21 protein-coding genes are annotated in these 18583 nt (G+C 66.9%); 13 read left to right on the forward strand and 8 right to left on the reverse strand.

Features of this window, described 5'->3' with window-relative positions:
- Positions 1-306: 306 nt before the first annotated feature.
- On the reverse strand, positions 307-483 hold the full coding sequence (locus HOV91_RS22595) for a hypothetical protein (RefSeq protein WP_174187416.1): 177 nt from the start codon (positions 481-483) through the stop codon (positions 307-309).
- Between the two features lie 62 nt (positions 484-545).
- Here HOV91_RS22595 and HOV91_RS22600 point away from each other — a divergent pair, with 62 nt between their 5' ends.
- The 5 genes from HOV91_RS22600 to HOV91_RS22620 all read left to right on the forward strand — a co-directional run bounded on the left by HOV91_RS22600 (position 546) and on the right by HOV91_RS22620 (position 4166).
- Entirely contained in the window at positions 546-944 is a 399-nt protein-coding gene (locus HOV91_RS22600; protein WP_174187417.1) for a hypothetical protein, read from the forward strand.
- 181 nt (positions 945-1125) lie between these two features.
- Positions 1126-1641 carry an ROK family protein gene (locus HOV91_RS22605; RefSeq protein ID WP_174187418.1) on the forward strand — a complete coding sequence of 172 codons (516 nt, stop codon included), beginning with the start codon at positions 1126-1128 and terminating at the stop codon, positions 1639-1641.
- Between the two features lie 157 nt (positions 1642-1798).
- Complete coding sequence (locus HOV91_RS41110; RefSeq protein WP_174187437.1) at positions 1799-1993, forward strand: ROK family protein; 195 nt, start codon at positions 1799-1801, stop codon at positions 1991-1993.
- The gene (locus HOV91_RS22615; protein ID WP_174187419.1) at positions 1963-2283 is read left to right on the forward strand and encodes an ROK family protein; all 321 of its coding nucleotides are present in this window, start codon (positions 1963-1965) and stop codon (positions 2281-2283) included. The genes HOV91_RS41110 and HOV91_RS22615 overlap by 31 nt, the downstream gene beginning before the upstream one ends.
- A 254-nt stretch (positions 2284-2537) precedes the next feature.
- Complete coding sequence (locus HOV91_RS22620; RefSeq protein WP_174187420.1) at positions 2538-4166, forward strand: hypothetical protein; 1629 nt, start codon at positions 2538-2540, stop codon at positions 4164-4166.
- Between the two features lie 265 nt (positions 4167-4431).
- Here HOV91_RS22620 and HOV91_RS22625 read toward each other — a convergent pair whose 3' ends face one another.
- The gene (locus HOV91_RS22625) at positions 4432-5199 is read right to left on the reverse strand and encodes a hypothetical protein (RefSeq protein ID WP_174187421.1); all 768 of its coding nucleotides are present in this window, start codon (positions 5197-5199) and stop codon (positions 4432-4434) included.
- A 585-nt stretch (positions 5200-5784) separates the two neighbouring features.
- Here HOV91_RS22625 and HOV91_RS22630 point away from each other — a divergent pair.
- Complete coding sequence (locus HOV91_RS22630) at positions 5785-6252, forward strand: hypothetical protein (protein ID WP_174187422.1); 468 nt, start codon at positions 5785-5787, stop codon at positions 6250-6252.
- A 171-nt stretch (positions 6253-6423) separates the two neighbouring features.
- Here the strand turns inward: HOV91_RS22630 and HOV91_RS22635 are convergent, their stop codons facing one another.
- The 4 genes from HOV91_RS22635 to HOV91_RS22650 all read right to left on the reverse strand — a co-directional run bounded on the left by HOV91_RS22635 (position 6424) and on the right by HOV91_RS22650 (position 9988).
- Positions 6424-7227, reverse strand: a complete 804-nt coding sequence (locus HOV91_RS22635; RefSeq protein ID WP_174187423.1) for an alpha/beta fold hydrolase — start codon at positions 7225-7227, stop codon at positions 6424-6426.
- A gap of 103 nt (positions 7228-7330) precedes the next feature.
- The gene (locus HOV91_RS22640; protein WP_174187424.1) at positions 7331-7570 is read right to left on the reverse strand and encodes a hypothetical protein; all 240 of its coding nucleotides are present in this window, start codon (positions 7568-7570) and stop codon (positions 7331-7333) included.
- A gap of 355 nt (positions 7571-7925) precedes the next feature.
- Positions 7926-9182: a PP2C family protein-serine/threonine phosphatase gene (locus HOV91_RS22645; protein ID WP_174187425.1), complete on the reverse strand. Its 1257-nt coding sequence runs from the start codon at positions 9180-9182 to the stop codon at positions 7926-7928.
- The gene (locus tag HOV91_RS22650) at positions 9179-9988 is read right to left on the reverse strand and encodes an alpha/beta fold hydrolase (RefSeq protein WP_174187426.1); all 810 of its coding nucleotides are present in this window, start codon (positions 9986-9988) and stop codon (positions 9179-9181) included. The genes HOV91_RS22645 and HOV91_RS22650 overlap by 4 nt, the downstream gene beginning before the upstream one ends.
- A gap of 297 nt (positions 9989-10285) precedes the next feature.
- On the opposite strand from HOV91_RS22650, the gene HOV91_RS22655 reads away from it, so the two are divergent.
- Positions 10286-11098, forward strand: coding sequence for a DUF1206 domain-containing protein (locus tag HOV91_RS22655; protein WP_174187427.1), 813 nt, complete (start codon positions 10286-10288; stop codon positions 11096-11098).
- 26 nt (positions 11099-11124) lie between these two features.
- Here the strand turns inward: HOV91_RS22655 and HOV91_RS22660 are convergent, their stop codons facing one another.
- Entirely contained in the window at positions 11125-12489 is a 1365-nt protein-coding gene (locus HOV91_RS22660; protein ID WP_174187428.1) for a flavin monoamine oxidase family protein, read from the reverse strand.
- 233 nt (positions 12490-12722) lie between these two features.
- Between HOV91_RS22660 and HOV91_RS22665 the strand changes: the two genes are divergently transcribed.
- The 6 genes from HOV91_RS22665 to HOV91_RS22690 all read left to right on the forward strand — a co-directional run bounded on the left by HOV91_RS22665 (position 12723) and on the right by HOV91_RS22690 (position 17753).
- A complete protein-coding gene (locus HOV91_RS22665) occupies positions 12723-13970 on the forward strand; it encodes a cytochrome P450 (RefSeq protein WP_174187429.1) in 1248 nt (415 codons plus the stop codon).
- 97 nt (positions 13971-14067) lie between these two features.
- On the forward strand, positions 14068-15012 hold the full coding sequence (locus tag HOV91_RS22670; protein WP_174187430.1) for a metal ABC transporter substrate-binding protein: 945 nt from the start codon (positions 14068-14070) through the stop codon (positions 15010-15012).
- Positions 15009-15743 (forward strand): metal ABC transporter ATP-binding protein, encoded by a 735-nt coding sequence (locus HOV91_RS22675; RefSeq protein ID WP_174187431.1) that lies wholly within the window; start codon positions 15009-15011, stop codon positions 15741-15743. The genes HOV91_RS22670 and HOV91_RS22675 overlap by 4 nt, the downstream gene beginning before the upstream one ends.
- Before the next feature lie 26 nt (positions 15744-15769).
- The gene (locus HOV91_RS22680; protein ID WP_174187432.1) at positions 15770-16654 is read left to right on the forward strand and encodes a metal ABC transporter permease; all 885 of its coding nucleotides are present in this window, start codon (positions 15770-15772) and stop codon (positions 16652-16654) included.
- A 255-nt stretch (positions 16655-16909) separates the two neighbouring features.
- The gene (locus tag HOV91_RS22685; RefSeq protein WP_174187433.1) at positions 16910-17476 is read left to right on the forward strand and encodes an RNA polymerase sigma factor; all 567 of its coding nucleotides are present in this window, start codon (positions 16910-16912) and stop codon (positions 17474-17476) included.
- A complete protein-coding gene (locus tag HOV91_RS22690; RefSeq protein ID WP_174187434.1) occupies positions 17469-17753 on the forward strand; it encodes a hypothetical protein in 285 nt (94 codons plus the stop codon). Before HOV91_RS22685 ends, HOV91_RS22690 begins: the two co-directional genes overlap by 8 nt.
- Positions 17754-17762: 9 nt before the next feature.
- Here the strand turns inward: HOV91_RS22690 and HOV91_RS22695 are convergent, their stop codons facing one another.
- Complete coding sequence (locus HOV91_RS22695) at positions 17763-18413, reverse strand: TetR/AcrR family transcriptional regulator (protein ID WP_174187435.1); 651 nt, start codon at positions 18411-18413, stop codon at positions 17763-17765.
- Positions 18414-18583 lie beyond the last annotated feature (170 nt).

Consider the following 18583-nt stretch of genomic DNA (forward strand, 5'->3'; position numbering starts at 1 on the left):
TTAGCAGGTCAGACCCGGTCTGAGGCCGGGCCTGACCTGTTTTTGTGTCAGGCCCCGCGTTTACCCCCCGTTTCGCTCTGGATTCTGTTTTGCTGGTGCGGGCCCGCACCGCCACCGGATGCGACCGTTCCTGGCCTGGGCTCAGCGGCGTGACTACCTCTTCAGGGAACTTACTCCGCCCCGCACTTACCGAGCCGAACCCAGTACGCCGACGGATTCCGAACAGCGTTGGGCCATCGCTCGCCGGTTGGTCGCCGACGACACCATGAACCCTGCCGACCGAGTCGCTGGAGCGCTCGTAGTCCTCTACGCACAGCCCCTGGTTCGAGTAGTGAAGTTGACCATCGACGACGTCCAGCGGAGCAACCAGGCTGTCGCCCTGATCTCGGCGACGACCGCATGGAACTCCCGGATCGCCGCCCCGCCGCAGCTGGCACGGACGGTGATCGAGAACTGCGCGCGGGCCTGCTGGTTGATCGACACCGAGCCGGCTTCTGATCCGGCGTTGAATCGTCTGGCGCGCGCCTACATCGACCACGACACGAGTGCCGAAGACCATCAACGGCCAGCGCAACCTCGGCCTGACGCAGACGGTGGTCTGGTTCTTCGACTACCTGCACCGGAGTGGGCTGGAAACGATCGACGGCGTGGTCGCCGAGGGGCTCTACGTCTACCTGTCGAATCAAACTCATCCGACGATCTCGTCGATTCGTGACCGCCGGCGTTTCATCGCCCACGGTGACCACTTCGGCACGCAGAACGTGGTTACCTCGGCCGAATTGGAAAAGCTCGTCAGGCTCGCTGTTGGTTCGGTGCAGAACGCTCTGGTGCTGGTCCATCGGTACTGCGGTTGGCCGTTCGATCCCGATGGTGAGTTCGAAAGTCTCATCGACAAGATCACTCCGGGCCTGATTTCGCCAGATGGCACGCGGTCGGCGCCGTAGCCTGCCCAGGGCAGGCGCCTGGCGTGCACCCGGTACGTCGGCGTCACGATAACGACCCTGTCGAGGAGTCACGAATTGCCACCTGGGCCGAACACCCCGGACCCCTGCGCTGGTTCCGGGCTCCGGCCGCGACGCACGTCCGGGAACGCTATCGCGCCGCGACCGCGCATTACCTGCCGCCGTGAGGCCCGCGACCAATTCCGTTCACCTGCAACAGGTCCGGCTCGGCAATCTGTCCACCGTGCTGCTCAGCTCGGTCGACCGACCCGGTTCCCGCGCCGATCTGGCCCAGCGCAGCGGGCTCACCAAGGCCACTGTCGCCAGTCTGATCGAGCCGTTGCTCGAACAGCGGATTCTCATCGAGGACGCGGCCACCACCGCAGGCCGCGGGAGGCCGTCGAAACCGCTGCGTTTCCACCCCGACGCACCGATAGCGCTCGGCGCGGAGATCAATGTCGGCTACCTGGCCGTTACCGCGATGAGCATCGACGGCACGATCCTGTCGGCTCGTCACCTCGACGTCGATAACCGCCACCGGCCCGCCGATGATCTCGTCGGCCACCTGATCGAGATCATCGAGCAGGACGACATCTCTCGCGGGCGCAGGGTTTTCGGCGCCGGGTTGGCAGTTCCCGGCATTGTCGTCGGCGACACCGTCGTGCGGGCGCCGAACGTGCCGAGGCTGACCGGTGCCTGATTGGCCGATCACCTGCGCACCGGGCTCGGGCTCGATCTCGTCGAAGTCGACAATGAAGCAAATCTCGCCGCCCTGGCGCATTTGTGGCCGAACAAACTGGCGGGAGACGACTTTCTCTACGTGTCGGGCGATGTCGGGATCGGCGGCGGGCTGGTGACTGGCGGCACTCTACCCTGGTGTCAGCGGCTTCGCCGGCGAGCTCGGTCACCTCACCATCGAGCGCGAAGGACGCCGTTGCCGCTGCGGCAGCCAGGGGTGTGTCGAACAGTACGCCGGGCTCGACGCCATCCTCGGCGGCGCCGGACTGGGCAACTCCTGGCATTGTCGAATGCGTTGGCGGAGGCCTACATAGACGCTCGCGGCGCCGTCGCCCGGGCAGGTGCCGCCCTCGGTGTCGCGCTCGCGTCCGTGATCAATCTCTGCGATCTGGCCACCGTCGTTCTCGGCGGTTGCTACGCGGAGATCTTCGAGACGCTGGCTCCTGCCCTCGGTGCGGAACTCGAGCGCCGCACCCTCGCCGCCGATTCCCGCCCGACAACCGTCCTCGCCGCACCGGTGCGTTCCGACGCGGCCGTCCGAGGCGGTGCCGCTCTCGTAGCCCGTCGCGCATGCAACGAGCCGGAGCGACTGATACGGCTCTAGTCCACCGGATCACTTGCCGCGGCTCAGTACTCGATCAGCCGCGGCGTTCTCACCGGCGGGCTTGCCGCCCATTTCGTCCAAGTCGGTGCAGGACTAGCAGGATTTGTGACGGACGCTAAGGTTTTGGGCGTTCTTGGCTACATTGTTTCAAACTTGGGATTTGATGAGTGGTTGAGGTAGTGATCGCGCGCCCGCAAGCTTCCACCGAGCGGGAGGGCTTGCGACAACGACGTGATCGATCGCGGTGGGCAGCAGTGGCGGCAGTGTTGGGTGGTGTGCTGTTACTGGCATGGCAGGCCACGCGATACGGCAACTGGCTGGTGGACGACGCGGGAATCACCTTCGCGTATGCCCGCAGCGTCGCCAACGGTTTGGGCCCGGTGTTGCAGCCCGGTGCCGAACCGGTGGAGGGATTCTCCAATCCCACTTGGCTCCTGGCGCTGGTCCTGGGCGAATGGCTCGGTCTGTTCGACCGTGGCACCCTCTTCGGTGTACCGGACTTCGTCGTCTATCCAAAGGCGATCGCGCTGCTGTGCTGCGCCGGAATCCTCGTCGCCAGTTATGTCGCCGCACGCCGGGTGTCACGGTGGCCCGCGCTGGTCACGTTCGCGACAGGCGTTGTGCTCGCGGCGATTCCGTCGTTCGTGATCTGGTGTTTCTCCGGGCTGGAGAACTCCTTGTTCGCGCTGGCGGTGTGCGTGCTGGCCGTTCACCTGTTCCTGGCGGTGCTGGACCAACGGCTCTGGACACCGACGGTGGCGGTGACAGCCGGTGCGATAGCGGCGTTCGCGGCGTTGACGCGGCCCGACGGCCTGATCTACTTGGCCGCGTATCCGCTGGTTTCGCTGATACTGGCTCGACGTGACATGTGGCTCACCGCATTTCGGCATGTGCTGTATTTGGGTATCGCCTTCGCGATTCCGTTCGGGGCGTACCTGGTATGGCGGATCACCGAATTCGGCAGACTCGTCGCGAACACCGCGGTAGCCAAGCATCAGGCGATGCCGACCGTGCACGACCTGACCAGGGTCGGTGAGTTGGTGCAGTACGTGGGAGCACCCGCGGTGATCGCGGCTGTCGGAGTGGTCGGGCTCGCCCTCGCCGGTCCGAGTAAATGGCGTGACGGTGTTGCCGCACTGTTGGTTCCGCTGGCGCTGGCGATGGTCGCCTATTGTGTGCTGCAACCGGATTGGATGGGGCAGTTCCGGTTCGCTACTCCGGTGTGGGCGCTGGCCGCGTTCGTCGTTGTGGTCTCCGCGGCGGAGTTGCTGGCAAGGCTGCGCACGCGCGGCCGGGCGCTGGTCGCACTGACACTGGTCGGCGCGCTGATCCCGTCCGGTGCCGCATTGGCCGACGCGGCCGAGTCCTATCGCGCCGATTCGGACGTGCCCCTGTGCTGGATCGCCACTCGATTCGGGCACTACGTCAACGGCTACGCCGACATCATCGGCCTCCAGCAGGGCAGTCTGCTGGCGCCCGACATGGGCGGAAGCTCGCTGACATCGCGACTACGCCTGATCGACATGGCCGGGCTCACCGAATCGCGGATCGCGGACATTTACGCGGGCAAGGAAACCATCACCCTCGAGGATTACGTATTCGAGGAACGCAAACCCACTTTCGTGCACACCCACGGAGCCTGGTGGCACAACGGACTCACCGTCGACCCCCGAATGACCCGCGATTACTACCAGATCCAAGGATTCCACGGAGCGTCCGGCTCGGACGAGGACTGGGTCCGCAAAGACGTCGTGCGCGACGAGCAGCAACTCCAGCAACTGCGCCAGTACTCGGGTGGGGTCCTGCCAAACCTGTTGCCCGACTATCAGAAGACGGGTGAATGCGGAGGGGTACTGCGTCCAGGCCAGACCATCACCCGCTGACAGATCCCTTCATCATCCTGTTCGGTATCCCGGTAAGAACCGCGCGAAAACGACGCGCAGGAGAACGAACGGCAGCGCGAGGCCGCGAGGCCGAGGAGCACCGGGCGCGGGCCGGCTAGTAATGGCAGGTCAGGACCGGTATTGCACCGGTCCTGACCTGTTTCGTTTGTCCCGACCTCACGACAAACCCACGGTTTGGTCTTCTCCGGTCGTGGTGATGAGACTACGACGCGCCGCTCGCCGAAGCGGACACCGTCGGGCTGGTTCACGGTTGGTCGGCGTCGCCGGCTTCCGGGGATGCGGATTGTGACTTGGCGAATTTGATGGCCACGGGTAGGCGGAAGAGGTTGGTCGAACCGTTGCGCATCCACTGGGTGACTGCCGCCACAGCTGATCCGATCGACAGCGCAATGGCCAGGAACGCCCACTGTGTGAGGCTCGCCGAGGCGTAGGCGTACTGACCGGAGCCCGGCATCGCAAGTCTGCCGTTGTTGAATGCCCAATTCAGCAACGATCCGACATGACCACCCAAATCCGTTGTGCGCGAGACCATTGCCTTCATCTGGCCACCCTTGCTGTTGACGTAGACAGCCGTGATGAGCACCAACAACATAGTGGCCAGAGTTGACAATGTGGCAAGACGGGTAAGTGCCTCGATGCGGAACCGCAAATTGATCACCACGGCCAAGACGGTGACAACGATCGCCGCGCTCGCGAGCAGGGCCCAGAAGCCGGTGATGTGTGCGGTGCGCGGCTTCGACTGCGACCAAACATTCAAGAACACCGTCGTTATCTGCATGCGGCCGAACGCATTTGCGCGGACACTGCCGTCTGCGCCGGAGGCGGTGATCCACGGCTGGAACAGCAGCACGAGCGTCACCACACTGCTGGCCGCGGCCCAGGCATAGCCCCAATAACCGCGCAGCGCAACCTGATAGCCCCTCTGTCCTTGCGCCGCGGCAGCGCTGGCTTTCTTCGTTGGATCGCGGCCATTTCGAGGTGTATTTCCTTGCCAAGGCGTCGGCTGCACCATTGACCCAGTCTAAGACCGGCGAACTGCGGAAATCGGACGCTATGACCACGACTGGGAAGCCGTGAATCCGTCTCTTCGTACGCATGTATAAGAATGCCGCGCGTTGATGTCGGCACGAAGTTCAGTTAAATCGTTCATGAATTCTTCGGACCGAGAGGGCCACAGCTGTCCCGCGGCAGCCACGTCATTGCTCAGCCTCGCCCATGGCGATCTCGGCCGCCCTGGCAGGGGAACTTCCGTAATATCTTCGAGTCCACAACCGGGGGGAGATCACGATTGCGCTCTTGCGCCGACATGCTTCCACCGCTCATGCTTCACCAAGGGACGCAGATCGAGGGCGATCACACGGTCCGCACGTCCAGGGCCGACGCTGCTGTGGGACGGTACCAGCGCATTCTATGGATGCGCTCACACTCGATGAGGCCTCGCTCGGATCGCTCTCACCCCCTGGTTGTGAACCGGTGCCGTCGATGCCGACGGGAGCGACCCGGCCTGCGAGCCGCGCAAGGCTCGACAGCTGCGAAACGCCCGAACCGCGACCCCATCATTCCTGAGGTAATCATCCGAACGTTGAAGGAACAAGCAATGTCCACCATCCACTTCAAGGAGACGACGAACTCGACACCGGAGCAGTTCGTAGCGGCGCTCACCGATTTCGGGCCGGGCCGCTCGCAGGTGTTCGGCAACAGCGCCGACCGATACCTCGAGGTGCACAACCAAGGCCGCCGTGAGGCCGACGTCACGGAAGGCTCGCACGGCATCTGGGAACGTCTGCACTACGACTGGTCGAACCCGGAGCGTGTCGTCATGACGACCACCGACTCGAACGTGTGGGGCGGCCACTCGGGTCACACCTACACCTTCAACCGCCGGCCGGACGGGAAGACCGATCTGGATGTCGTCATCGTGCGCGAGGGCAAGAACTTCAAGGGCCGGGTGCTCGGCGTCGTGGTCGGGACCGTCGGCAAACGCGTCCTGCGACAGGCGCTCGACAAGACCGTCAAGGCTATCGAAACCCGTGACAGCGGCGCGGGAACAGCGGAACGCCAGTGATCGGACCGCTTCACCGGCACACCGCTTGCAGGCGCCGCCATGCACGACCCGGAGGCCGGCAACCTCCCGCGAAATGACCGAGCGCTGCGATGCCTCCGCGGACGGTCGCCGTCTCGACGCGGGACTGGGGCCGTACGGGGTGGACAGGTTCACGGGTTCGACCTCGCCGGGTCAGCTGCCGGCGGCGGCGATGATGTCGGCGACGGTGACGGGCTGGGAGACGAGCACGGCGTGTGAGGCGGTGACCTCCGTGGTTTGCGCGCCGATGCGGCCGGCCATGAAGCGCTGGGAGGCGGGCGGGATGATGTTGTCGCCGGTGGGGATCACTGACCAGCTCGGCGTGTTCGACCAGGAGGGCGGCCCGGACGGTTCGAGGTTCGCCCATACGGCGATCGAGCGTTGGTGGGCGAGCATGATCGCGGCCGTCGCGGCGTCGACATCCGGTGCGAACACCCGGTGGAAGGCGTCGGCGGCGATGTAGCCGTCGAGGTTCTTGCCGCCGATCCCTTGGGCGTCGTCGACGACCCCGACCTGTAGGACGGGCGGGAGCAGCTGACTGCCGGGGAATCGGATCGGATCCAGCCCCAGCTGGACGGGTTCGCCCTGCGCCGGGGCGAAGGCCGCGACGTAGACGAGCGCCTCCACGTTCGAGTTGTGGGTGTTGGTGATGACCGCGCCGCCGTAGGAATGGCCGACAAGCACCACGGGGCCGGAAATGCCTGCGAGGGTCTTCTCGATCGCGGCCGCGTCGTAGGCGGGTCCGCGCAGCGGGTTGGCGGGGACGACCACGGTGTAACCGCGGCCGCGTAGCTCGGCGGCGACCGCGTCCCAGCTGGTGGTGTCGGCGAAGGCGCCGTGCACCAAGACCACCGTCGGCAGTGGTCGGGCGGCGGCCGGACCGATCAGCGCCGCGGCCAGGGCGACAACGAGGGCGATCGCGACCAGTGCGGCTCGAACGAATCGAACAATGCTCATGGCGTGCTCTACCTTTCGCTGTGTGCATGCGATGTCGATCAGGCCGGATCCGGTCCGGCCTCGGCGATATCGCGCAAACCATGGACCTTCCCGTGACGACCGATCATTCGACCAACTTCCATTCCGTCGAGATCGGCATCAGGCGGGCGATGTCGTCGGGGATTCGGGGATCTGCGGGGGCGGCATCCACAGCCCGTAAATCAGCACGATCGGCGGCTTGCTCATGAATCTCCTTCCGACGGGCAGCTTCAAGGCAACCGAAATGAAGGGGTTTCACCAGCTTCGATGCCGAGCCCATAGCAGCGCGTCGGCATTCTTCGCCCTCGGCGTCAAGGCTTCGCATCGTGTGAACCAGCCGAGGAAAATCGCCTCGGCACGAACCATCGCGCCACGCTGTCGTTGGATCCGCTGCGCACAACGCTCCGCGTCGTACGGCACTGCTGCTCACAACCAGCCTCCAGCTTCGACCGGAATCGTGAGCGTGTCAATATCGGTCGAATATCACCCACCACGGCCGCCCACACCGGCCTCGATTCCGTCACGCTCTGCGTTTTCAAGCCGGCAATCCGATCGCGTGCTCTGGATGCGTTGGTCGCGGCATGGTGTCCCGTACGAATCAACGTAGCTTCATCGGCGTGGCCGAGCAGCGGTCAGCGAGTCACCGCTGTCCGCAGCGGTCCGGCGCCTGAGGTGGATGCTCAGCGTGTGGTGCCGTTGGGAGGCAAGGCGTGGAGGGCGAGGATGGCCGTGTCGTCTTCCAACCCGGATCCGAAGGAGTCGAGCAGTTCTCGGAGGGCTTCGATGGTGTGGGCGGCCGTGGCCGGAGCCAGGGCGCGAACGAAATCGAGGAGGGCCCGGTCGCCGTAGCGACCGCCGTTCGCGGTGGTGCGAGCTTCGGTGAGTCCGTCGGTGTAGAGGAGCAAGGTGTCCCCGGCCTCGAGCCGGAAGCTCGTGGTGACGATTCGGGCGTGCCGGATCGCCCCGATGAGCTGACCACCCCGGGTGTGCATCTCCTCGACGTTGCCGTCGGGATGTAAGAGCAGGGCCGGCGGGTGGCCGCCCCCGGCCAGGATGATGTCGCAGCCGCCGCGCAGGGGAGTGGGTGTGATCAGCCCGAAGATGATCGTGCAGAACCGTGGGTTGTGGCCGTGATAGCGCTCCGTGAGAGCGGTGTTGAGCGTGTCGAGTACGGCGGCGGGATCGCGGGTGTAGGCGGTGGCCGTACGCAGTGTGTAGCGGGCCAGTGAAGTGAGTACCGCGGCGGGAGCGCCTTTGCCGCAGACGTCGCCCAGGAACATCCCCCAGGTGTCGCCGGTGATGGGGAACAGGTCGTAGAAGTCGCCGCCGACCTCGTCGGCCGAGGCGATGTGGTAATGCGCGGCGACCTCGAGCCCGGGGACCTCGGGTAGTTCGGGGGGTAGCAAGGTGGTCTGCAACGTGGCGTTCAGGCGTTGCAGGCGTTCGCGTTCCTGCTCGGCTTCCCGCCGTGCCCGTAGCAGCTCGGTCTCGTAGGCGCGGCGTTCACGGGCGTCGAAGACCGTTGTGCGGATCAGTAGTGGTTGGCCCTGGCTGCCCGTTTTGACGAGGGAGGTCACCAGGACGGGTAGTCGGCGACCGTCGGTGGTCTTCATCTCCAAGGCGATGCCGCGGACTTCGCCCTGCATGCGGAGCAGGGGAGCGAAGTGGGTCTCGTGATAGAGGCGGCCGCCCACGGTGAGCAGTTCGGAGAAGTGCTTGCGGCCGACCAGTTCTTCGCGCCGGTAGCCGAGCCAGTCGAGCAGCGTGGCATTCACCTTGGCGATGCGGCCGTCGAGCGAAGTGGAGAGGTATCCGCAGGGTGCGTGCTCGTACAGGTCCTCGGCACTGTCCTCGAGGAGCGCGGCGAACGCCGCATGATCGTCCGGCTCGGCTCCGAGGCCACAACCGGCGTCGCGGTCGTCCGCCGCGCTCGTCATCCGGTCCCGCGGGCGAAGGCGGCGATGGCGGCCGCGGTCTCCGCCGGAGCGCTGAGCTGGGGGCAGTGGCCGGTGGCCGTGAGGGTGACCAGTCGGCTGCCGGGGATCTGTGCGTGGACGAAGGCTCCGACCTCGGGTGGGGCGATAGCGTCGTCGGAGCACTGCAGCACCAGCGTGGGCACGCACACCGCGCCGAGGTCGGCCCGGTTGTCGGACAGGAACGTGACGCGGGCGAAGACGCGCGCTATTTCCGGATCGGTGCTGCAGAAACTGGTGGTGAGTTCCTCGGCCAGCTCCGGACGGTCCGGGTTGCCCATGATGACCGGCGCCATCGCACCCGACCAGCCCAGATAGTTCGCATCGAGCGCCTCCAGGAGTTCCTGGATGTCGGCGGCGCTGAAACCACCCCGGTAGCCGGTGGACGGATCATCGATGAAGCACGGCGAGGGAGCCAGCAACACCAGCCCGGCGAAGGCGGCTGGCTCGCGAGCGGCGGCGAGCACGCCCATCGTCGCGCTCACCGAGTGCCCGACGAAGATCACCGGCCCCATCTCCAGTTCCCGCAGGACCGCCAGCACGTCCTCGACATAGCCGTCCATGCTGGAGTGCCGCTGCGGACTCCACGCCGACAGATCCGACCGGCCCGCGCCCACGTGATCGAACAGCACGACGGTGAAATCCCGCTCCAGGATCGGTACCACCAGGCGCCACATGTGCTGGTCGCAACCGAACCCGTGGGCCAGCACCACCACCGGTCCGCCGGTTTCGCCACGCACGGTCACATGGTGTCTGCTCAGTACCTTCACATAGACACCCTCGCAGAAAACCAGCGCGAATGCCCGCTGCCGCCTGTTCTGCCTGCTGAGGGCGGGGTACGCCCGCACCCCGAAGAGCCATCGGGCCGACGCCCGGCTCGCGCTCCCACCTGATGCCACGCAAGGCGCCGGGCACCGCGCTGGACGGCAGACGGCGATCGGGTGGCACACACCGCGCGGCAGGCGTGAACAGATACCGAGATCGAGCGTGCTTTTCTCGCGGACGTGGGTATCCGGTCGTTGCTCTGCGAGCCGCCCCGGGCCGCAGTACTCGTATGGAGAAGCAGCATGGCTCACACGAACCTTTCCGACACCGCGGGACGAGTCGTCCAGAACGGTGTGTTCGAGCGATTCGCCCGCGCGGGCTTCGTCATGTCCGGCATCGTGCATCTGCTCGTCGGCTACATCGCCATCCGCCTCGCACTGGGTGGCGGGGGCAGCGCCGATCAGTCCGGCGCCATGGCGGAACTGGCCGACAAGCCGGGCGGTGCGGTCACGCTCTGGGTGGGCGTGGTCGCGTTCCTGCTGATGGCGCTGTGGCGGCTGGTGGAAGCCATCCTGGGCAGCTCGTCCAAACCGTATTCCGATAGCAAGAAGTCCGAAGCGTTCGACCGCGTCAAAGCGTTCTCGCTGTTCGCGGTCTATCTCGCGCTGGCTTTCTCCGCCTTCCGTTTCGCGCAGGGCAGCGGACAGTCGAGCAGTAGCCAGAGTGTCGGGCTCACCGCACGCCTGATGCAGAACACGGCGGGAACGATCGCCCTCGTCGTGGGCGGGCTGATCATCATCGCGGTCGGCTGCTACCACATGTACAAGGGCGCGAGCCAGAACTTCCTCGACGACCTGCGCGGGAGCCCGAGTGCCTTCGTGCGGCGCCTGGGCACCGTGGGATACCTCGCGAAGGGGCTGGCGATCGCCGCCGTCGGGCTGCTGGTGATTCTGGCTGCCACCCGATCCGATCCGAACAAGTCCGCCGGACTCGACGGCGCCTTGAAGACGCTCGGCGCGCAACCGTTCGGCGTGGCGCTGTTGCTCGTCGCCGGGCTGGGGATCATCACCTACGGGCTCTACAGCTTCGTCATGGCCCGCAGCGCCAAGATGTAGGGTCCGTCGGCACATCGCGCGCGTGCTCAGCCCACCACGGCGGTCTCGTGCTCCAGCACTTCGCTGGCCGCGCGTTCGCCCGAGCGGATGGCCCCATCGATCCAGCCGCACATCACCGCGGAGCTCTCGGTGCCCGCCCAATGGATGCGACCGCACGGCTCGCGCAGCGCACGGCCGAATTGGGTGAGCACCCCGGTCGGCGCGTGGCTGAGCATCCCGCCGCCGGAATACCGCTCGGTGCTCCAGTCCTGCTCGACGAAATCGACGGGCGAGCCCGCTTTTCGGCCGAATCGCTCGGCGAGTGCGCCGAGAACCAGTTCTCGGCGCTCCGCGTCGTCGAGTCGGCCTACTCGCCGTGCGATGGGTCCCTCGATGATCACGCACAGCACGCCGGGGCGCCCGGTATCCGTGCACGCGTCGATGGTGATCGTGGCCGGGGAACCCGGGGCGGCCGACTGGCCCGACAGCCCGTCGCCGCGCCAGAACGGCTCGTCGTAGACGACGGAGATCTTGATGACCGACCCGCTCGGCATCCGCTGATGGAGAAACGAGCGATCGACCGGCAACATCGGCATGTAGGAGATCTTGTCGGCGATCGCCAGGGGAACGGCGACGATCGCGCGCCGGGCGCGCACCGTCAGATCGGCCGCGCGGACCCGCACCCCGCCGGCGTCCTGATGGATGCACCGCACCGGCTGGTCGAGGTGGATCGAGTCGCCGAGTTCGGCCGCCATCGGCCGGTAGATCGCGCCCATGCCCCCGACCGGCCGGGCATCCTGGGCGGCGTCTCTGACGCCGAGAACGAAGCTCGGGCCGCCACCGGAGGCCATCTGGTACAGCGCGAACAGCAGCGACACCTCCGAAGCCGCGCTGGTGTAGCAACCGGCGATGGCCGTCTCGAGCAAATCGTGCGCGGGCTTGGACAGGATATTGCCCTCCAGCCAGTGCGCCAGACTGACCTGATCCCACTTGTCGGCCTTCTTCGCCGCCCACGGCGCTTCCAACGGAACCGACTTGCACATGTGTCCCAGCTCCAGGAACACCGCGCCGAGGTTCATCGCCGCCCAGGGACTCATGGTCCACGGGATCGTGCCCGTATAGCGGTGCTGCTTGCCGTCGACCACCATCATTGCTTCGCCGTCGGTGTACTGCTTGTAACTCGTTACCCCGAATTCGGTCATGAGTGCCTGGATCCGGTCCTGACCCGGTCCGATCCAGGCGCCGCCCCGATCGATCCACGATCCGTCGTCGCGTATCTCGGTGAACGTGCGCCCGCCGAGCCGGTCTCTGGCTTCCAGCAGTGCGACGGATCGACCCATTTGTTTCAGTCGCAGCGCCGCCGTCAATCCCGCGAATCCCCCGCCGATTACGCAAAAGTCGACGTCTGTCATAGCGTGCCGTCCTCGTGTTGCAGTACCGCGCACGGCCGCCGTGCGACCTGCGCTCGATCGGCGCACCTCGACACAGCGGGTGCGGACAACCTTCGATCAGGTCTACGCGTCGAATCAACAGCAATTCTATAGCGAATACCGTTTGCCGGGCAGCTGCGGCCGTTTCCGGTACGCACGCTCGGCAAGCTGCCTAGGCTCACGGAGCTTGTTACCGACCGCCTGGAGCCGCTCCGATGACGACGACCCCGTCCTCCGCGCACAGCCGTGCACCGCACGGTTCGCCGATCGATACCGCCGGCCCGCGGATTCCGCTGTACGCAGCGGAATTCGCGGCGGATCCGCACAGCGCCTATCGGCGGATGCGTGCCAGGTACGGCTCGCTGGCGCCGGTGGAACTCGCGCCCGGCGTCCCGGCCACCCTGGTGATCGGGTACCACACCGCCGTGCGGATCGTGAACGATCCCGACCACTTTCCGGCCGATCCGCGCACGTGGCAGCAGAGCATTCCCGCCGACTGCCCGGTGCTGCCGATGATGCAGTGGCGGCCGAACGCGTTGCGCAATGCCGGAGCCGAGCATGCCCGCTATCGGCAAGCCAACGTCGCGGGTCTGGAGAAGGTCGATCTTTACCGCCTGCGCGATACGGTCGCGCAGCTGGCGGTACCGCTGATCAACTCGTTCTGCGCGGACGGGTCGGCGGATGTGGTGCGCCAGTACGCCTTTCCGCTCGCGTTCGCGGTGCTGAACGCTCTGCTGGGTTGTCCGGCGGAGATCGCGCAGCGCGCCGCGACCGGCATGGCGGCGATCTTCGAGGGTGTCGACGCCGAACGCGGGAACAAGATGCTCATCGATTCGCTGGGAGAGCTGACACTGCTGAAGCGAGCCGAACCGGGCGAGGACATCGCGAGCCGGATGCTCGCGCACCCGGCCGGGCTGAGCGACACCGAGATGGTGCACCAGCTGGGCACGCTGTACGGCGCGGGGATCGAGCCGCAGCAGAATCTGATCGTCAACACTCTGCTGCTGATCCTCACCGACGAGCGGTTCGGCGGCAGTGTGCTCGGCGGCAGCTTGTCCACCCGGGACGCGCTGGACGAGGTGCTGTTCAACGATCCGCCGATGGCGAATTTCTGCTTCAGCTTCCCGAAGCAGCCGATCCTGATCGATGACGTCTGGTTGCCCGCCCACCAGCCGGTGGTGATCAGCATCGCGGCCTGCAACACCGATCCCGCGATCAGCACCGACCAGTACGCGGGCAACCGCGCCCATCTCGCCTTCGGCGGCGGGCCGCACGTGTGCCCCGCGAGTTCACTGGCCTACCTGATCGCGCAGGACGCCATCGACCAGCTGCTCGACGCCCTTCCGGAACTGCGCCTCGCGGTACCGGCCGAGGAATTGACCTGGCGTCCCGGCGCGTTCCATCGAGCGCTGACCGCCCTCCCGGTGGTCTTCCCGGAGTCGCCGCCGCTGCCGCTGCTGTAAGGCGCGGCCGTCCCGCGCGGGCCGCAGGTAGCGGACGGCACCTACTTCAATGACTCGAACTTGAAAGTTCGGGTAGGCGAACTTATCATCTCCATGTATGAAGGTTCGGCTCCACCGTGCGCTCGCCCTGTCTCCACGCCGATGGGCGGCGGCAATAGCCGTGGTCGTGCTGGCATTCATCCTCACCGCCTGCGCCGGAAGCGGGGCAGAATCCCGCGATCGCCCGGTGGTGCTCACCACGTTCACGGTGCTGGCGGATATCGCCAGGAACGTAGCCGGTGAGCATCTGACCGTGGAGTCGATCACCAAGGCCGGAGCGGAGATCCACGGCTACGAGCCGACGCCCGGCGACATCAAGAAAGCGGCCAAGGCCGATCTGATCGTGGACAACGGCCTGAACCTGGAGGCGTGGTTCGCCCAGTTCGTCTCCGACGTACGGGTGCCGCACGTCGTGGTCAGCGAGGGCGTGGCCCCCTTGCCCATTCGCGAGGACGCCTACCAGGGCAAACCGAACCCGCACGCGTGGATGTCGCCGCAGAACGCGCAGATCTACGTGGACAACATGGTCCGCGCGTTCAGCGATCTCGCTCCCGCTCACGCGGCCGATTTCCGTGCCAACGGGGAGCGGTACAAGACCGAACTGCGCCAGGTGCAGGACGAGCTGACCCGCGCCTTGCACGCGCTGCCGCCGAACGAGCGCGCCTTGGTGACCTGCGAGGGCGCGTTCTCTTACCTGGCCCGAGACGCCGGCCTCACCGAGAAGTACATCTGGGCGGTCAATGCCGAGCAGCAGGCCACGCCCCAGCAGATCGCCTCGGCCATCGATTTCGTGCGTCAACAACGGGTGCCTGCGGTGTTCTGCGAGTCGACGGTGTCGGACGCGCCGATGCGCCAGGTGGTCGAGGCCACCGGCGCGGCGTTCGGCGGCGTGCTGTACGTCGATTCGCTGTCGGAGGCCGACGGACCGGTGCCGACCTACCTGGCCCTGCTCCGGCACGACGCCCGGACGATCGGCAACGCGCTGACGGGTCGCAGGCCGTGAACGCGCCCGCGATCGAGGTGCGAGGGGTCACCGTCGCCTACGACGAAACACCGGCGCTCGAGGACGTCGATCTGACCGTGCACCCCGGACGGGTCTGCGGTCTCATCGGGATGAACGGTTCGGGCAAGTCGACGTTGTTCAAGACGATCATGGGTCTGGCCCAGCCCGAGCGGGGCACGGTGCGGATCAACGGCGGCGCACCAGTGGCGGCGCGCAAAGCGGGCATCCTCGGCTATGTTCCGCAGAGCGAGGACGTCGACTGGAGCTTCCCGCTCTCGGTGCGCGAGGTGGTGATGACCGGCCGCTACGGCCGACTCGGCTTCACCCGTCGCGCGCGTAAGGCCGATCGCGACGCGGTCGCGCACGCCTTGGAACGCGTGGAACTGACCGACCTGGCCGACCGGCAGATCGGCCAGTTGTCCGGCGGGCAACGCAAACGCGCCTTCGTCGCGCGCGGGCTGGCGCAGGGCGCGACCGTCCTGCTGCTCGACGAGCCGTTCGCGGGCGTCGACAAGCGGTCGGAGGCCACGATCACGGCGCTGCTGCGTGAACTGGCTGGGGACGGCGCCACGATCCTGGTCTCGACGCACGATCTGCACGCCTTGCCCGGCCTGGCCGACGAGGCGGTGTTGCTGATGCGCACGGTGCTGGCCCACGGCGATCCCGATGCGGTCCTGCGGCCGGAGAACCTGGCCAGGGCGTTCGGCCTGGACGTGATGAACCGGGTGTGAACCCCGGCCGAGTGTGAGACAGGCGTATGAGCTTGATCGAAATCTTCGTCGACCCGCTGCGTTACGAGTTCATGGTGCGCGCGCTGGCCACCACCGTGACCGCGGCGCTGGTGTGCGCGGTGCTGTCCTGCTGGCTGGTGCTGATCGGGTGGTCGCTGATGGGCGACGCCGTCTCGCACGCGGTGCTGCCCGGTGTGGTGCTGGCCTACATCGTCGGGCTGCCGTTCGCGGTGGGTGCGATCGTCTTCGGGTTCCTGGCGGTGGCGCTGATCGGCGTGGTCCGGGACACCAGCCGGATCAAGGAGGACGCCGCCATCGGCATCGTCTTCACGACGTTGTTCGCCTTCGGCTTGGTGCTGGTCTCCGTGACACCCAGCCAGACCGACCTCAACCACATCGTCTTCGGCAACCTGCTCGGCGTCAGCCGAGGCGAGCTGGTCCAGGTCGTGATCCTGGCCGCGATCACCCTCGCCGCGCTCGTCCTCAAGCGCCGCGACTTCACCCTCTACGCCTTCGACCCCACCCACGCGCACGCGATAGGTCTCAGTCCCCGCTTACTCGGCACCGCATTGCTCGGCCTGCTGGCCCTCACCGCCGTAGTCGCCCTGCAAGCGGTGGGCGTCGTCCTCGTGGTCGCCATGCTGATCATCCCGGGTGCGACGGCCTACCTGCTCACCGACCGGTTCGGCCGGATGCTGATCGTCGCCCCCGCCGTATCGGTGACCTGCGCGGTGACGGGCTTGTACCTGAGCTACCACCTCGACACGGCGCCCGGCGGCATGGTCGTGGTCGTGCAAGGGCTTGCTTTCACGGCCGTGTACCTGTTCGCGCCCCGGCAGGGCGTGATCGGGCGGCGGATCTCCGCGGCACGCCGGCTGCGCAGCGCGGCGGCGGTGCGCGTTCGAGGGTGAGCCGGGTCCGGCGCGGCCGCTCTGTCGCTGTGCGGACTCGGGTCGATCGGCGGTAGCACTCGTCCGGATTCGGTACGGCGCCGACAATCCGTCATTCGGTGAATCCTTTGATGATGTTCGGTCCTCTCATAGTCGTGCAGGCAACCGGGTCGGCACGTATCGAGGAGGTCGTTGTGATCATTGCCGCCGTGGCTGTCGCCGCCGTGCTGGTCTGCTTGTGTAGCGTGACCCTGCTTCGCCGCCGGAGCCGCTCCCGTGACTGACCGGACCTGGCCGGACGAGAAATTGGTGACCGCCGCGCGGGAAGGCGACGCCGCGGCGATCACCGCCCTGGTCTCGGGCTCCTACCCGCATGTGCGCCGGTTCGCGCACACACTGTGCGCCTCCGCCGAAGACGCGGAGGACGCCGCACAGGAAGCGCTGATCATCCTCTACCGCAAGATCGGGACATTGCGGGCCTCCGGCGCGCTGGCGTCGTGGATGTTCCGCATCGTCCGCAACGAGTGTCTGCGGCAGTGGCGAACGATGACACGGCGACCCGAACCGATACCGGATTCCGCCGTGGCCTCGGCCGAGGACGAGGCCGTGCTGCGGCTGGAAGCGAGCCGGGTGGCGGCGGTGATCGCCGCGCTGCCCGCCGACCAGCGACGGGTGCTGATCATGCGCGACGTGCAGGGGTACAGCGGCCGGATGGTCGCGGGCAGGCTCGGCCTCAGCCTGGCGGCGATGAAGTCACGGCTGCACCGCGCCAGGGCGACGGTGCAGCACCAGCTGCGCAATCCACCGCGCCCGACGCAGGAGAGGAACGGAATCAATGACTGACGATCGGAGCTTCGCCAGCGCCTCGGTGCCCCGGCACCTGGTCCGCGGCGTCGTCGGCTTCGGCGCGCTGATCGGTGCGATCGCGTTCCTGCCGGTGCTCGGCGCGTTCAGCTTGCTGCTCGCACCGGCGGGCCTGCTCGCGCTGCGCGGGTGCCCGACCTGCTGGGTGATCGGCCTGATGCAGACCGTCTCCCGAGGGCGGCTGCGGCGTTCGTGTGTGGACGGTCGGTGTCGGCTGACGGAGGCCGGACCCGCCCGGCCCGGTCGTGACGGGTGATCGCGCGAGCTACACGCCACCGACGAGTAGCCGGTAACGGCTCTCCAGCCCGTCGAGCAGCGATTCCAGGCCGACTTCGAAGGCGTCCCGATCGATCCGCTGCTGCCGCTCGGCCAGCAGGTGCGCCTCGTTCAGATGCGGATAGACGTCGGCGTACACCGCGACATCGGCGGGGAAGCCCCCGGCGAACGAGCCCAGCGACGCTCCGGTGAGGAAGTACCGCATGGTCGTGCCGACCGTCGTGGCCTCGCGCCGCGGCCAGCCCGCCGCGACGAGGCCGCCGAAGACGGCGTCGGCCATGCGCAGCGCGTTGGGCCGATGACGGGGACCGCCTGCCAGGGCGGGGACGATGTGCGGGTGCGCGGCCATCGCGGTCCGGTAGGAGCGTGCCCAAGCACCCAGCGATGAGCGCCATCGCGGGTTCTCCGCCGAGAGCCGGTCGAACATCGAGATGTCGACCTCGCCGAGTACGGCGTCGACCACGGCGTCGATGAGGTCGTCCTTGGTGCGCACATGGTTGTACAGCGACGGTCCCTGCACGCCGAGTTCGGTGGCCAGCCGCCGCGTGGAGACGGCGGCGAGGCCCTCGGCGTCGACGAGGGCGAGCGCGGTCTCGATGATGCGATCGCGGGTCAGTAGCGGCCGCCGCGGTCGGGCCATGAGCGTCTCCTTATCGGTCTCCCGCATTCTCGCAGGCAGCCGAGAAAACTTGCGCCGCTGGTTCGGCGGTCGATACTCGACCGAGGCGCCCGCACCGCCGTGGTGGACCAGCTGCGCATGCTGTCTCTTATACACAGCTGACGCTGCCGACGATAAGGCTCGTGTAGATC

This window comes from Nocardia barduliensis, from assembly GCF_013315795.1.
Classification (GTDB): Bacteria; Actinomycetota; Actinomycetes; order Mycobacteriales; family Mycobacteriaceae; genus Nocardia; species Nocardia barduliensis.

Excerpts from the sequence above, each read along its gene's own strand:
- HOV91_RS22625 (WP_174187421.1), bottom strand. The coding sequence starts at position 5,199 with ATGGTGCAGCCGACGCCTTGGCAAGGAAATACACCTCGAAATGGCCGC.
- HOV91_RS22630 (WP_174187422.1), top strand. The coding sequence starts at position 5,785 with ATGTCCACCATCCACTTCAAGGAGACGACGAACTCGACACCGGAGCAG.
- HOV91_RS22635 (WP_174187423.1), bottom strand. The coding sequence starts at position 7,227 with ATGAGCATTGTTCGATTCGTTCGAGCCGCACTGGTCGCGATCGCCCTC.
- HOV91_RS22640 (WP_174187424.1), bottom strand. The coding sequence starts at position 7,570 with ATGCGAAGCCTTGACGCCGAGGGCGAAGAATGCCGACGCGCTGCTATG.
- HOV91_RS22645 (WP_174187425.1), bottom strand. The coding sequence starts at position 9,182 with ATGACGAGCGCGGCGGACGACCGCGACGCCGGTTGTGGCCTCGGAGCC.
- HOV91_RS22655 (WP_174187427.1), top strand. The coding sequence starts at position 10,286 with ATGGCTCACACGAACCTTTCCGACACCGCGGGACGAGTCGTCCAGAAC.
- HOV91_RS22660 (WP_174187428.1), bottom strand. The coding sequence starts at position 12,489 with ATGACAGACGTCGACTTTTGCGTAATCGGCGGGGGATTCGCGGGATTG.
- HOV91_RS22665 (WP_174187429.1), top strand. The coding sequence starts at position 12,723 with ATGACGACGACCCCGTCCTCCGCGCACAGCCGTGCACCGCACGGTTCG.
- HOV91_RS22670 (WP_174187430.1), top strand. The coding sequence starts at position 14,068 with ATGAAGGTTCGGCTCCACCGTGCGCTCGCCCTGTCTCCACGCCGATGG.
- HOV91_RS22680 (WP_174187432.1), top strand. The coding sequence starts at position 15,770 with ATGAGCTTGATCGAAATCTTCGTCGACCCGCTGCGTTACGAGTTCATG.
- HOV91_RS22690 (WP_174187434.1), top strand. The coding sequence starts at position 17,469 with ATGACTGACGATCGGAGCTTCGCCAGCGCCTCGGTGCCCCGGCACCTG.
- HOV91_RS22695 (WP_174187435.1), bottom strand. The coding sequence starts at position 18,413 with ATGGCCCGACCGCGGCGGCCGCTACTGACCCGCGATCGCATCATCGAG.